Annotated in this window: 12 protein-coding genes; 8 read left to right on the forward strand and 4 right to left on the reverse strand. The window is 69.9% G+C overall.

Going from position 1 to position 12,983, the window contains the following annotated elements:
• Positions 1-81: 81 nt before the first annotated feature.
• Positions 82-1,071: an ArsR family transcriptional regulator gene (locus AB0878_RS44225; protein ID WP_366588370.1), complete on the reverse strand. Its 990-nt coding sequence runs from the start codon at positions 1,069-1,071 to the stop codon at positions 82-84.
• Between the two features lie 68 nt (positions 1,072-1,139).
• Between AB0878_RS44225 and AB0878_RS44230 the strand changes: the two genes are divergently transcribed.
• The 3 genes from AB0878_RS44230 (at position 1,140) to AB0878_RS44240 (ending at position 3,771) form a co-directional block, all read left to right on the forward strand.
• The gene (locus AB0878_RS44230; RefSeq protein ID WP_366588372.1) at positions 1,140-2,330 is read left to right on the forward strand and encodes an MFS transporter; all 1,191 of its coding nucleotides are present in this window, start codon (positions 1,140-1,142) and stop codon (positions 2,328-2,330) included.
• Positions 2,327-2,788 carry a MarR family winged helix-turn-helix transcriptional regulator gene (locus AB0878_RS44235; protein ID WP_366588374.1) on the forward strand — a complete coding sequence of 154 codons (462 nt, stop codon included), beginning with the start codon at positions 2,327-2,329 and terminating at the stop codon, positions 2,786-2,788. The genes AB0878_RS44230 and AB0878_RS44235 overlap by 4 nt, the downstream gene beginning before the upstream one ends.
• Positions 2,789-2,853: 65 nt before the next feature.
• Positions 2,854-3,771 (forward strand): hypothetical protein, encoded by a 918-nt coding sequence (locus tag AB0878_RS44240; RefSeq protein WP_366588376.1) that lies wholly within the window; start codon positions 2,854-2,856, stop codon positions 3,769-3,771.
• 58 nt (positions 3,772-3,829) lie between these two features.
• On the opposite strand, the gene AB0878_RS44245 is transcribed toward AB0878_RS44240, so the two are convergent.
• The 3 genes from AB0878_RS44245 to AB0878_RS44255 form a co-directional block, all read right to left on the reverse strand.
• Positions 3,830-4,627 (reverse strand): family 1 encapsulin nanocompartment shell protein, encoded by a 798-nt coding sequence (locus AB0878_RS44245; RefSeq protein ID WP_366588378.1) that lies wholly within the window; start codon positions 4,625-4,627, stop codon positions 3,830-3,832.
• Positions 4,624-5,664, reverse strand: coding sequence for a Dyp-type peroxidase (locus AB0878_RS44250; protein WP_366588380.1), 1,041 nt, complete (start codon positions 5,662-5,664; stop codon positions 4,624-4,626). Before AB0878_RS44250 ends, AB0878_RS44245 begins: the two co-directional genes overlap by 4 nt.
• A 126-nt stretch (positions 5,665-5,790) precedes the next feature.
• Positions 5,791-6,414, reverse strand: coding sequence for a TetR/AcrR family transcriptional regulator (locus AB0878_RS44255; protein ID WP_366588382.1), 624 nt, complete (start codon positions 6,412-6,414; stop codon positions 5,791-5,793).
• Positions 6,415-6,542: 128 nt separating this feature from the next.
• On the opposite strand from AB0878_RS44255, the gene AB0878_RS44260 reads away from it, so the two are divergent.
• The 5 genes from AB0878_RS44260 to AB0878_RS44280 all read left to right on the forward strand — a co-directional run bounded on the left by AB0878_RS44260 (position 6,543) and on the right by AB0878_RS44280 (position 12,798).
• The gene (locus AB0878_RS44260; RefSeq protein ID WP_366588384.1) at positions 6,543-7,346 is read left to right on the forward strand and encodes an SDR family NAD(P)-dependent oxidoreductase; all 804 of its coding nucleotides are present in this window, start codon (positions 6,543-6,545) and stop codon (positions 7,344-7,346) included.
• Positions 7,347-7,403: 57 nt separating this feature from the next.
• Entirely contained in the window at positions 7,404-8,525 is a 1,122-nt protein-coding gene (locus AB0878_RS44265; protein WP_220244188.1) for a DUF5938 domain-containing protein, read from the forward strand.
• A 16-nt stretch (positions 8,526-8,541) separates the two neighbouring features.
• Positions 8,542-10,071: a long-chain fatty acid--CoA ligase gene (locus AB0878_RS44270; RefSeq protein WP_366588386.1), complete on the forward strand. Its 1,530-nt coding sequence runs from the start codon at positions 8,542-8,544 to the stop codon at positions 10,069-10,071.
• Between the two features lie 257 nt (positions 10,072-10,328).
• Entirely contained in the window at positions 10,329-11,810 is a 1,482-nt protein-coding gene (locus AB0878_RS44275) for an LCP family protein (protein ID WP_366588388.1), read from the forward strand.
• Positions 11,811-11,943: 133 nt separating this feature from the next.
• Positions 11,944-12,798: a class I SAM-dependent methyltransferase gene (locus AB0878_RS44280; RefSeq protein WP_366588390.1), complete on the forward strand. Its 855-nt coding sequence runs from the start codon at positions 11,944-11,946 to the stop codon at positions 12,796-12,798.
• The last annotated feature ends 185 nt before the right edge of the window (positions 12,799-12,983 follow it).

Raw genomic sequence — 12,983 nt, forward strand, 5'->3', positions numbered from 1 at the left:
ACGATCACCCGCACCACGGTGCGACGCGCGTGTCCCCGGACCGTCAGGCGAATGTCCGCGCCGCGTAACAGCTGCGCAGGATCACGTAACAGCGCGCCGGCCGAGCAGCGCCTCGCCGAGCGGGGTCGTCAGGTACAGCACCGAACGCCCGGACCGTTGCCCCGCGACCAGGCCGTTCTCCCGCAGCACGCGCAGGTGCTGCGACACCGCGCTCGGCGATACCCCGAGCGACGACGCCAGGTCCGTGGTCGTCGCCGGCGACCGCAAGGCCTCCAGCAGCTCGGCCCGCGCCCGGCCCAGCAGGCGGACCAGGGCGTCGCCGGCCGGCGCGGCGCCGACCGTCCACAGTGCACCGACGCCGCGCGCCGGATACCGCACGGTGGTCTGCGTGGCGGTGTTGCGCTTGATCAGCACGTCGGGCGAACCGAGCACGACCGGCATCAGCACCAGGCCCCCCGGCCCCCGGTTGACGACCACGTCGCGGCCCGTCCCGGACAGGCGCAACCACCCGGCCGACCAGCTCAGCTCGGGATGCAGATCGGCGAACAGCCGTTCCGCGCCACCGGCGGTCAGCTGCCGCGCCCGGTGGACGACGTCGGCGTCCAGCACGGCCCGGATCCGCGGCCAGAACGGCGCCACCAGCCGTTCGAACGCCACACGCAGCTCGTCCGCGAGCACCCGCAACCCCGCCGCCGGACGCGCCGCGAGCTCCGCGACGACCGGTGGCGGATCGTCTCCGAAAACGCGCGAGATGCTCGCCCGCACCTGCCGCGCCGTGGTGCGCCGGAGCAGGGCGAGATCGTCGTCGATCGTGCTGGCCGCGTTCGCCGGGGCGGGGACGAGGAAGTTCGGCCAGCCCAGCCCCTTGGCGGTCAGCAAGGCCCAGGCCAGCGGCACGTCGAGCGGCTCGCGCGCGAGCTCGTCGGCGACCCACCGCAACCACGGCTGGTTCAGCGGCGCCCGGGTGCGTCCCATGACCTGCAGCAACGCCGCCACGGTCTCCGACAACGGCGACACGGCGAACCGCGTCGCCGCCAGCTCGGCGACGCCCACCTCGACGAGATCCGCCACGTCACCGAGTATGTAGCACTCGGCTAAATCATGTCGCCACCGGCGGCAAAGCCGCCAGGATCCCGGTCGTGACGAAACTGCCGCCGGGGTACCGGAAGCTGTGGTGGGCCAACGGGATCGACAACGTCGGCAACGGCGCCTTCGTCACGGCCATGCCCCTGGTGGCCGTCAGCGTCACGCGTGATCCGCGGCTGGTTTCGCTCGTGGCCGCCGCCGAGTACGTGCCGTGGTTGCTGCTCACGTTGCCCGCGGGTGCCTGGGCCGACCGGCACGACCGCGTCCGGCTCATGACGCGCGCCCAGCTCGCGCAGGCCGCGGTCGCGGGTGCCGTCGCGCTGCTCGTCGCCGGCCACCAGGCGACGGTCGCGCTGCTGGTCGTCACGGCCGTCGCCCTCGGCGCCGGCGACGTCGTGTTCGGCACGGCTGCACAGGCCTTCCTGCCCGACGTCGTCCCGAAACCGTTGCTGCACAAGGCCAACGGTTCCCTCCAGGTCGTGAAGACGGTGGGCGTCCAGTTCGCCGGTCCGCCGCTGGGCAGCGCGTTGTTCGCCGTCGCGGCCGCGCTCCCGTTCGGGCTCGACGCGGTGTCCTTCGCCGCGTCCGCCGCGCTCGTCGCGAAGCTGCCTCGCCGCACGCACCAAGCCACGCGGAAAGCCCCGATCGTCGAAGGCCTTCGTTGGCTCGCGCACCACCGGCTGCTGCGGACGCTCGCGATCCTCCTGGGCGTCAACACCTTCTGCGGCCAGCTCGCCACGGCGACCCTCGTCCTGCTCGCCACCGAAACCCTCCACGTCAGCCCCGGCGGCTACGGCGTGCTGCTCGCGGCCGCGGCCGTCGGGAGCGTCGCCGGTGGCCTGGTCAACGCCCGGGTCGTCGCGAAAATCGGCCCGCACCGCGCCCTCATCACCAGCCTCGCCGCGAACGCCGCGGTCTTCGGCGCCATCGGCCTCAGCCCGAACGCCGTGGTCCTCGGCGGTTTCCTGGCCCTCAACGGTTTCGTCACCACGCTCTGGAACGTCGTCACCGTCAGCCTGCGCCAGGACCTCGTGCCGGCGCCGCTGCTCGGGCGCGTCACCAGCGTCTACAAACTCCTCGGCTGGGGCCTCATCCCGCTCGGCACGCTGACCGGCGGTTTCCTCGCCGCGACCTTCGGGCTGCGCGCCCCCTACCCCGTCGCCGGCGTGGTGCGCGGCCTCGCATTGCTGGCCGCGTTGCCCGCGCTGACGCGAAACCGGCCCCGGTACGATCGCCCCTCATGACAGAACCGCGCTGGCTCGGCGACGGCGAGCAGCGTGCCTGGCGCGCTTTCCTCGAGATGAGCCGGCGCCTCGACCACGCGCTCACCCGCCACCTGCAGGACGAGTTCGGCCTCTCCGGCGCCGACTTCACGATCCTGGTCACCCTGTCGGAAGCCCCGGACGAGCGGATGCGCGCGTACGAGCTCGTCGAGTCCACCGAATGGGAGAAAAGCCGGCTCTCCCACCACCTCAAGCGCATGGAGCGTCGCGGCCTCGTCTGCCGCGAGGCGACGGACAACGCGCGCTCCCCCGAGTTCTGCCTCACGCCCGCGGGGCACCAGGCCATCGTCGACGCCGCCCCCGCCCATGTGGCGCAGGTCCGCAAGCTTTTCTTCGACGTCGTCTCGCCCACCGAAGCCGCCCGCTTCACCGCGACGTGCGAGAAGGTCCTCGACGCCCTCGACGGCACCCCGGGCTAGTACGACCGGGCAATTCACCGGACCGGGTCGGAACCGCCCGCGCCCCCGGCCGTCTCCTGGTCATGATGATCTTGACGATCCGCCGCGCCCTGGTGACCCTCGCGGCCGTGGTGGCCGCGTCCGCCACAGCGACCACCGCCGCCTCGGCCGCCGGTGAGAACGACGTGACCGCCTTCAGCCCCGCCGATCGAGCGGCCGCGCTCGCGTACTGGACGCCCGAGAAGATGAAGGCCGCCGGGGCCGACACGATCGATCGCGTGGAACAGGTGGCGAAGCGCTGGTCCGGGCCGGGGCCGCAGGGCGTCGGACGGCTGTTCTTCACCGAGGTCCCGCCCGGCGAGGCGCCGCAGGACAGCTGGTGCACCGCCACCGCCGTGCCGAGCACGAGCGGCGACGTCCTCGTGACGGCCGGGCACTGCGCGTACGCCGGGCTGAACCGCGAAGACCAGGTGATCCCGATCAAGAACTCCGTGTTCGTCCCCGGCTACGACCAGGGCCGCCGCCCGCACGGGGTGTTCGCGACGCGCGCGCTCGCCTTCCGCCACTCGTACACCACCGGCAGCGAACCCGACGTCGCCATGGTCGTGCTCGACCAGCAGCAGGGGCGGCACGTCGCCCAGGTCGCGGGCACGCAGCGGATTTCCTTCGACCACCAGGGAACCACGCAGGCCGCGATCGTCGGCTACCCCGGTTCGAAGGCGTACTTCGGGGAAGCGCTGATGTGGTGCGACCTGCCCACGCACCAGGACCCGGCCGAGTTCGACCACTGGATGTCCACGTGCGACATGGCCGGCGGTTCCAGCGGCGGCCCGTGGCTCGACGGCTTCAACCGCTGGACCGGCAGCGGCGAGATCTTCTCGGTCACCAGCCGCGGCGAGCTCGACTACGACGAGACCACCGGCGAGTCCAAGACCCTCAGCCTCGAAGGCGCCCCGCTCGGCGCGGACGCGAAGAACCTGTACGAAGCGGCCGAAAAGCTCTGAACCAAGCTTTGGAGCAATCGGGGAAGCCGCCCGGACAAGGCGGCTTCCCCGGTCGAACTCAAGCAGTCAGGCCGACCGCGGCTTCGGCCGTGTTGACCAGGAACGTCAGCGTCTCGCGGAAGTACAGCTGCACGCTGTCGGCGTCGTGGCTCGTGTAGCCGATCGACAGGTCCTGCCCGAAGTGCAGCTCGTAGTCGCCGCCGCGGGTCGTGAGCACACACGCGCCCTCGATCGCCGGCGTCAGGATCAGGTCGCCGTCCACGATCTGCTTCAGGTGCTCCAGCACGGGGTAACCGTGGTCGGCCGCCTCGATCGCGGCGGTGTAGGCGGCGTTGCTCAGCAGCACCGAGTACGGCCCCGCGACGCCGGCCGAACGCAGCTTCGCCAGCGCGTCGCCGATCGCCTTCGGGTACGCGCTCGCCTCACCGGGCAGCGCGACCGGGCTCAGCGAGGACGCGGGCCGGATGCCCGCGATGCCGGCGCCGGCGAAGCCGTCGAACACGATGCGGTCCTCGGCGTACGCGATCGCCTGCGCGGCGTCCTTCACCGGCTGCCAGTCCGGGTCCTTCGCGCCCCACTCCACGGAGTCGACGGCCTCGCGCGAGACCGTGAAGGGCACCTTCAGGTCCACGATCCGCTGCGCCGTGCGAAGCCGCGTGGTCACGCCGGCCAGCGGGCTCTCGACACCCTCGACGTGCCCGGTGCCCACGGCCGAGAGCGTCGCGTCGTCGGCCACGACCACGTCGACCACCTTGCGCGCCGACGCGAACTCGGCGAACGTGCGCCGGGCCTCGTCCTCGAGGTCCGACCAGGCGACGTCGGAGATCGGGGCGAGTTCGCGATGCAGGTTGTTCATGACCGGGGACTCCTTCGCAGGCTGCCGATGCCCAGCGAGGTACCGGGCTTGAGTGACGGGGGCTGGGGCTCGGGCTCGTCCGACGCTTCGCTCGCGACGGTCGGGTCTTCCAGAAACTCCGCCACGGGCACGTAGAACAACGCACCCGTCAGCGGCGTCGAAAAGTCGAGGATGCGGTCGGTGTTGCCCGGCGGCGAGCCGACGAACATGTTCTCCAGCATCGTCTCGATGATCGACGGCGTCTTGGCGTAGCCGATGAAGTACGTGCCGAACTCGCCGTACGCGGGGCGCCCGAAGGGCATGTTGTCGCGCAGGATCTCGAGCTCGTTGCCGTCTTCGTCTTCGATCACGTTGAGCGCGATGTGCGAGTCGGCGGGCTTCTCGTCGTCCGAGAGCTCCACATCGGACAGTTTGCGCCGGCCGATCACCAGCTCCTGCTGCTCGGTGGTGAGCTTGTTCCACGCCGCCATGTCGTGCAGGTATTTCTGCACGACCACGTAGCTGCCGCCGTTGAACGCCTCGTCGTCGTCGACCAGCACGGCCTCGACGGCGCCGCGGCCGGTCGGGTTCTCGGTGCCGTCGACGAACCCGAGCACGTCACGCGCGTCGAAGTAGCGGAAGCCCTGCACCTCGTCGACGACCGTGACCACGCCCTCGAGCCGCGCCATGATCAGCGACTCGAGCTCGAAGCACAGGTCCATGCGCTCGGCCCGCAGGTGGAACAGCAGGTCGGCCTTCGTCGTCACGCTCGTGTGCTTGTCGCCCGCGAACACGGGCAGGTCGTGCAGCTCGGCCGGCTTCGGCGAGCCGTAGATCCGGTCCCACGCCGACGAGCTGATGCCGGCCACGCACGTGAGCCCGCCGTCCAGCGACCGGAACCCGACGGAACGCTGCAGCCCGGCCAGATCGGCCAGCAGATCCCTCGCCGCGGACTCCCCGCCGGGGTTCACGCGGACCACGAGGAAGATCGCCGCGCGCGTGAGCGGGCCGACCACTTCCTGGGGCTCCGGAGGCAACTCAGCCGAGGACGCCGTCACCGAGCACCCCCTGCGCAGCGCGCTTTCTCGACCACTGGCCCTCCTGCCTGCCGACCGAACGTCGGAATCCTAACCTGATGCTGTGGAATCGCCCGGCACACTCACACGGCCGGGCAGCACACGACGTCAGGCCGTGCAGAACAGTTGCTTGACCACCCGCGGCACGGCTTCGCCCAGCTCGGCGGCCGCCGTCTCCCGCCCGGCCAGGTGCCGGAGCAGGAACTGCTGGAAGAGGCCGTCGAACGTGGCATACGCGACCGCCTCGGACACCTGCGGCACGGCGCCGGCCAGCTCGGCGTAGCGCTCGACGACGCGCCAGATCATGGCCTGCCTGCGGTCGTCGATCTCCAGCACGTCGGCGCGGAAGGACTCCTCGAACAGGCTCTGGTTGCGCAGGTCGTACCAGAGGCGGTGCATCACGGCGTCGGTGCGCAGCGTGGCCGCCATGGCCGCGCCGAAGCCGCGTTCGAGCTCCTCGGCGGTGTTCGCCTCAGCCACGACGTCGTCGTAGCGCGTCACGCAGACCTCTTCGAACTTGCGCACCGCGTAGGTGAGCAGCTCGACCTTGTCGGCGAAGTAGTAGTGCAGCACGCCGTGGGAGAAATCGGACTTCTGGGCGATCTCGCGCAGGCTCGTGCGGGCGTAGCCCAGCTCGGCGAGCGCCTGCAGCGCGGATTCCGCCAGCTGCTCGCGCCGCTGGGCGAACTTGTCCACGCCCCGGCGCGAGATGCGCTCCTTTGCCTGCGTCACGCCGGGAGTCTAGCGCGGCCCGGCTCTCGGCGCGGAAATCTCTTGACGACTGTCCAAGAAAATCTTGACGACTGTCCAAAGTTGGCTACGGTGTGACCTACGCCGCATGTCTCAAGGAGGAGATGTCGATGGTTTCGTACGACCTCAGCGGGCGAACCGCGCTGGTGACGGGTGGGGCACAGGGCCTGGGGGCCGGGATGGCCGGGGCGCTCGCGAAGGCCGGGGCCACCGTGGTCATCGCCGACGTGCAGGAGGAACTGGGCCGCGCGACGGCCGACTCCATCAAGCAGACCGGCGCCACGGCCGGGTTCGTCCGCCTGGACGTGACCGACGACGCGGGCTGGGAGCAGCCCGTGAGCGCGGTCGTCGGCGAATACGGCGGCCTCGACGTGCTGGTGAACAACGCCGGCGTGGAGATCACCGGCCTCGTCGCCGACCTCGACCCCGCCCACGTGCGCAAGATGCTCGAGGTCAACGTGCTGGGCACCGCGCTCGGCGTGAAGCACGCGTTCCGCGCGATGCGTCCCGGCGGCGCGGCCGGCAACGGCGGGGCGGTCGTGAACATCTCCTCGGTGGCCGCCACCATCGCGTTCCCCGGGATCGCGGGCTACTCCGCCACGAAGTCGGCCGTCGACCGGCTCACGCGGGTGGCCGCGATGGAGGCCGGGAAGCTCGGTTACGGCGTGCGCGTGAACTGCGTGTACCCGGGCCTCGTGCCCACGCAGATGGGCAACCAGCTGGCCAACGACGTCGTCGACGTGGGGTTGTTCCCGAGCGTCGAGGAAGCGATCGGCGCCGTGGTCTCGCAGACGCCCGCGGGACGGCTCGGCGAGGTGGCCGACATGGCCGACGCCGTGGTGTTCCTCGCCTCCGACGCCGCCCGCTTCATCACCGGCGCGGGGCTGCCGGTCGACGGCGGCATGGGCATGTGACCGGAAATCCGAGCCGACCCCACTGACTTCAGCGACCTCTGCGAAAGGACAACCGTCGTGAGCAAGCCCGTCGTCGTCTACGGCGCTTCCGGCTACACCGGACGCCTGATCTGCGAATACCTGCGCGAGTACAACGTGCCCTTCGTCGCCGCGGGGCGCGACAAGGCGCGGCTTCAGGAGTCGCTCGACCACATCCCCGGCCTCGACACCGTCGACCACGAGGTGGTGGAGGTGGCCCACGAGGTCGGCCCGCTCACCGAGCTGTTCGCGGGCGCGTCGGTGGTGTGCAACACCGTCGGCCCGTTCAGCGAGTACGGCCACGAGGTCGTGCAGGCCTGTCTCGCGTCGGGGGCGCACTACCTCGACACGACCGGTGAGCAGGACTGGCTGATCTCGGCCGAGGAACGCTACGGCGCCGACATGGCGGCCCAAGGGCTGCTGCTGTCGCCGGGCATCGCGCAGATGTACACGACCGGCGAGATCGCCGCGAACATCTGCCTGGAGACGCCGGGCCTGGACACCCTCGACATCCTGGTGTTCTGGAAGGGCTACCCGACCGTCGCGTCGACCCGCACGATCCTCGTCAACGCGGCGCTCTCGTCGGCGTACTACCTGGAGCAGAACGAGTACCAGGAGTGGCCGGCCGACGGTGGGCTGCACGACGTCGTCGTGCCCGGTCACCACGAAACCGGCCTCGCGCTGCCGTGGGGCGGGACCTCGCACCCGGTGTGGTTCAAGCGCGACCCGCGCGTGGCCAACGTGAAGGCCATCGGCGGCGTGTTCGACCGCGCGCTGATGCAGGGCGTGCCGATGATCGTGGCCGCCGTGCTGGAGCAGGTGAAGGACCTGCCGGAGGCGGAGAAGCTGAAGGTGCTGCACGAGCAGGCCGCCGCCGTGCGCGACGAGATGCCGCCGCGGGAGAACCAGCGGCTGAACACGTCGCTGGACTCGGTGCACGCGTCCGGTCCGCTGGGCCGCGCCCACTGCGTGATCCACGGGACCTGCAACTACAAGCAGACGGGCCTGTTGCAGGCGTATGCCGCGTACTCGCTGTTGCAGCAGCCGCCGCGGCGCGCCGGGTTCGCGTCGGCGTGCCAGGCGTTCGGGCACCGGGAGCTGCTCGGGGTGCTGCGGTCGTTCGGGCTCGTGTCCAACCCCGTGCTGACCGTGCACGCGTGAGCCGGGGAGACGAGCGGTGCGGTTGATCGACTACCTCGACAAGGGCGCCTCGCTGGGCGTTTCGGCGCCGTGCTTGACGAAGAACGGCGTCTCACTGAGCTACGGCGAGGTCCAGGAACTGTCCTGGCGGGTCGCGCGGGCGCTGGCGCGCTCGGGCGTGCGGCCGGGCGACAAGGTCGCGATCCTCTCGGGGAACGATCCGGTTTCGTTCGGTTGCGTCTTCGGCATCAGCCGCGCAGGGGCGGTCTGGTGCCCGGTCAACCCGCGCAACGAGGCGGCCGAGAACAGGGAGCTGCTGGACCTGTTCGACTGCACATGCGTGCTGGTGCAGTCTTCGTTCGCACCGCTCGTCTCCCGCATCCTGCCGGACCTGCCGGCCGTGAAAACGGTGGTGTGCCTCGACGGGTCGATTGCCGGCGCGGTGTCGTTGCCGGAATGGCTCGACGGGCTCGAGGCAACCCCGTTCGACGTGCCGCCGCCCGACGACGTGGCCATGCTCGTCGGCACGGGCGGCACCACCGGCCGGCCGAAGGGCGTGGTGCTGACCGGGCACAACGTCGAGACGATGTCGGCGTTGACGCTCATGAGCTACCCGTTCTCGCCGCGGCCCCGGTACCTCGCGCTGGCGCCGCTGACGCACGCGGCGGGCGTGCTGTGCTTCCCGGTGCTGACGCTGGGCGGCGAGATCGTCGTGATGCCGAAACCCGACCTGGGCGAGTTCCTGGCCCTGGTGCAACGCCATCGCATCACGCACACGTTCCTGCCGCCGACGTTGATCTACTTGCTCCTGGACCACCCCGATCTGTCCACAACGGACTTCGGCTCGCTGGAATGCCTGTGGTACGGCGCGGCTCCGATGTCGGCGGCGCGGCTCGAAGAGGCGATCACGCGCATCGGCCCGGTGCTGGGCCAGCTCTTCGGCCAGAGCGAAGCACCCATGATGATCTCGACCCTGGCGCCGGCCGAGCACTTCCACGCCGACGGTTCCCTCGCCCGCGAACGCTTCACCTCGGCGGGCCGGCCCACGCCGCTCACGCGCGTGGCCATCATGTCCGACAACGGATCCCTGCTGCCACCCGGCGCGCGCGGCGAGATCGTGGTGCGCGGGCCGCTCGTGATGCCGGGCTACTACAAGAACTCCGCCGCGACCGAGGACGTCAGCCGCTACGGCTGGCACCACACCGGCGACATCGGCTACCTCGACGACGAGGGGTACCTCCACATCGTCGACCGCGCCAAGGACATGATCATCACGGGCGGGTTCAACGTGTACTCCGCGGAGGTCGAGCAGGCCCTGATGACGCACCCGGCCGTGCAGGACTGCGCCGTGGTGGGCCTGCCGCACGAGAAGTGGGGCGAACAGGTCACCGCGGTCGTCCAGCTCCACAATGGACGGTCGGTTTCCGAGGACGAACTGCGCGCCGTCGTGAAGGAGCTCCTCGGCAGCGTCAAAACCCCGAAGGTCGTGCAGATCTGGCCCGACCTCCCGCGGTCGAAGGTGGGCAAAGTGCTGAAGACGGACGTCAAGGCTCAGTTGCTCCGCTGAGCGGAACCCGTCGGACAATCGCCGCCGCGCCGGACCCAGCGTCCCCGCGGCGGCGATTTCGCGTGTCCGCGTGAGCACTCTGCGCCAACCCCGAATAATCACCGGTACAGACCTTTGTCCGGTCTTGTCCACTGCCGTTACGACATCGAAAACGCCCCCCGGCTGAAGCCGGAAACGGGGCCGCTACCGTTGGCATTTCGAGCACCGGACGGCGTCGGGCCCCGGTATGCCGGAGAACCTGCAGAAGAGGAGCCCTGATGCGTCGCACCAAGGCCTCCGGTCCGCTGCGCGCGGCCCAAGTCGTGGTCGTGATCGTGTCCCTGCTCGTGCTGGGCGGCACCGGTTACGCGTATTCGACCCTGCAGTCGCTCACCGACGGCCTGACCAGGGCCGATGTGATCACCGGCACAGACCAGCCGCCGCTGGGCGAGCAGAACATCCTCATGGTCGGCCTCGACACGCGCACCGACGCGCAGGGCAATCCGCTGCCCGCCGACGTGCTCTCACAGCTGCACGCGGGCGGCGCCGACGACGGTGGCGACACGACCGACACCATGATCGTCATCCACATCCCCGCGGGTGGCGGCCAGGCGACCGCGATCTCCATCCCGCGTGACTCCTACGTGAAGATCGCCGGCGACTACGGCAAGCACAAGATCAACTCCGCGTACACCTACGGCCTCGTCGCGGAGAAGAACAAGCTGGTCGCGCAGGGTGTCTCCGGGGCACAGCTGGAGACGGACTCCGCGCAGGCCGGCGCCAAGACGGCGATCGACACCGTGCAGCAGTTCACCGGCCTCACCATCACGCACTACGCGGCGGTGAACCTCGCGGGCTTCTACTACCTGAGCGAGGCCGTCGGCGGCGTGCCGGTGTGCCTGAGCAAGGCCGTGCACGACTCGTACTCGGGCGCGAACTTCGCGGCCGGCCCGCAGAGCGTCGGCGGGGCGAAGGCGCTGCAGTTCGTGCGTCAGCGCCACGGGCTGCCCAACGGCGACCTCGACCGCATCAAGCGCCAGCAGGTGTTCATGGCGAGCATGGCCAAGACGATCCTGTCGGCCGGCACGCTCGCCGACCCGGGCAAGCTGGACAACCTGATCACGGCCGTGAAGAAGGCCGTGGTGGTCGACTCCGGCTGGGACATCGTCGGCTTCGCGCAGCAGCTGCACGGCATGAGCGCGGGCGCGCTGAAGTTCGTCACCGTGCCGGTCGTGAACATCTCGCTCAAGACGCCGTCGGACGGCGACGCGGTGGAGGTGGACCCGCAGCAGGTGCAGCAGTTCGTGCGCCAGCAGCTGGGCACGCCGGCGACCCCTTCGTCGAACGCGCCCGCCGCGCCGGGTGACTCGAGCCTGAGCCAGTACACCGTGGACGTGCGCAACGCGTCGGACACCAGCGGCCTGGCCGCGAGCGTGGCCGACAAGCTCACCGCCGCCGGGTACACCAAGGGCACGGTGGCCAACGCGACCACGCGAAAGATGTCGATCGTCTTCTACGGCCACAGCCAGAAGACCGAGGCGACGCAGATCGCGAAGACGCTCGGCGGCATCGCCGTGAGCCCCGACTCCTCGCTGGACAAGGACCACTTCCGCGTGTTCCTGGGCAAGGACTACGAGGACTCCAGCGGCTCGTCGAGCACCGGTGGCGCGCCGCAGGTGCACCCGGCGGCGTACGTGAGCCCCGCGCCCGCGCAGACCCCGCCGCCGATCACCGGCGACGGCGTCCCCTGCGTGAACTGAGTCCCTTTCGTCCCGTAAATCGTTTTTGGGCATTCTGGGAATTCGTTTTGATTTCGGGCACTTCGGTAACGCTCACCGGGCGGTTTCGGACTGAGCGAGTGAACCGAAACGACGGCGAAAAGGGTTTCCCGCCATGTCCGAGAGACAGAAACCGGCCAACTTCCGGAACCTGCTGAACCACGTTTCCGTGGCCAACGCGAAACGGGTGGCGGCGAGTGCCGAAGAGCTCGCACAGCGTGTGCTCGCGACCGTCGGCGCCCGCCAGCCGGAGTCGCGGATCTCCGCCGACTCGCAGACGTATTGGCGCCGGCCGAGCGGGGATCGCTGGCAGGCCAACGCACATTGGCGCGACGCGTCCGTGTTCCAGGGCAGCGACCTGTGGTCGCGCCTCGGCCGCGAGCACCTCGACCTGTTCGACGCGGGCGCCCGGATGGCGGGCTTCACCGGCCCGTGGCACCGCGTTCTGGAATGGGGCTGCGGTGGTGGCGCGAACGCGATCCACTTCGCTCCCCGCGCGGAAGAATTCATCGGCGTCGACATCGCGGCGGAAACGTTGCAGGAATGCGAACGCCAAGTGAAAGCCGCTTGTGACACGCCGTTTTTGCCGGTCGCGATCGACGTCGCGAATCCCGAAGAAGCACTCGATGCCGTCGGCGGATCGGTCGACGTCTTCTTCTCCTGCTACGTCTTCGAGCTCATCCCCACCCCGGAGTACGGCGAACGCCTGCTGCGCATCGCCCGGCAGCTGCTGGCTCCCGACGGCCTGGCGATGATCCAGATCAAGTACGACCCCGGTTCGTGGCGCACCGGGCCCCGGCGCCGCGCCTACCGCACGGGGCTGGCCGAGATGACCACGTACGGCATCGACGCGTTCTGGCAGACCGCCACCCGCTGCGGCCTGCAGCCGCTCGCCGTCCACCTCGTCCCGAAGAACGAGCTGGACGAGCGCTACGCGTACTTCTTCCTGCGCAACGGAAGCCCTTCCTGATCCCGTTTGCGAGGTTCAGCCGCGTCAGAGAATCTCGGGGTACGTGTTACTGCTGTTGCCCATTGACCGTTTCCGTACCAGGAGTGATCGAAGCAGCACAACGCGTTCATGATCACCATCACAAGCCACTGCTCGGCCGACCACGATCAGTAAACTTAGGGTACGCAAACAACTAGCCCAAAAGG

Origin of the sequence: Amycolatopsis sp. NPDC047767 (genome assembly GCF_040704195.1) — a bacterium.
GTDB lineage: Bacteria > Actinomycetota > Actinomycetes > Mycobacteriales > Pseudonocardiaceae > Amycolatopsis.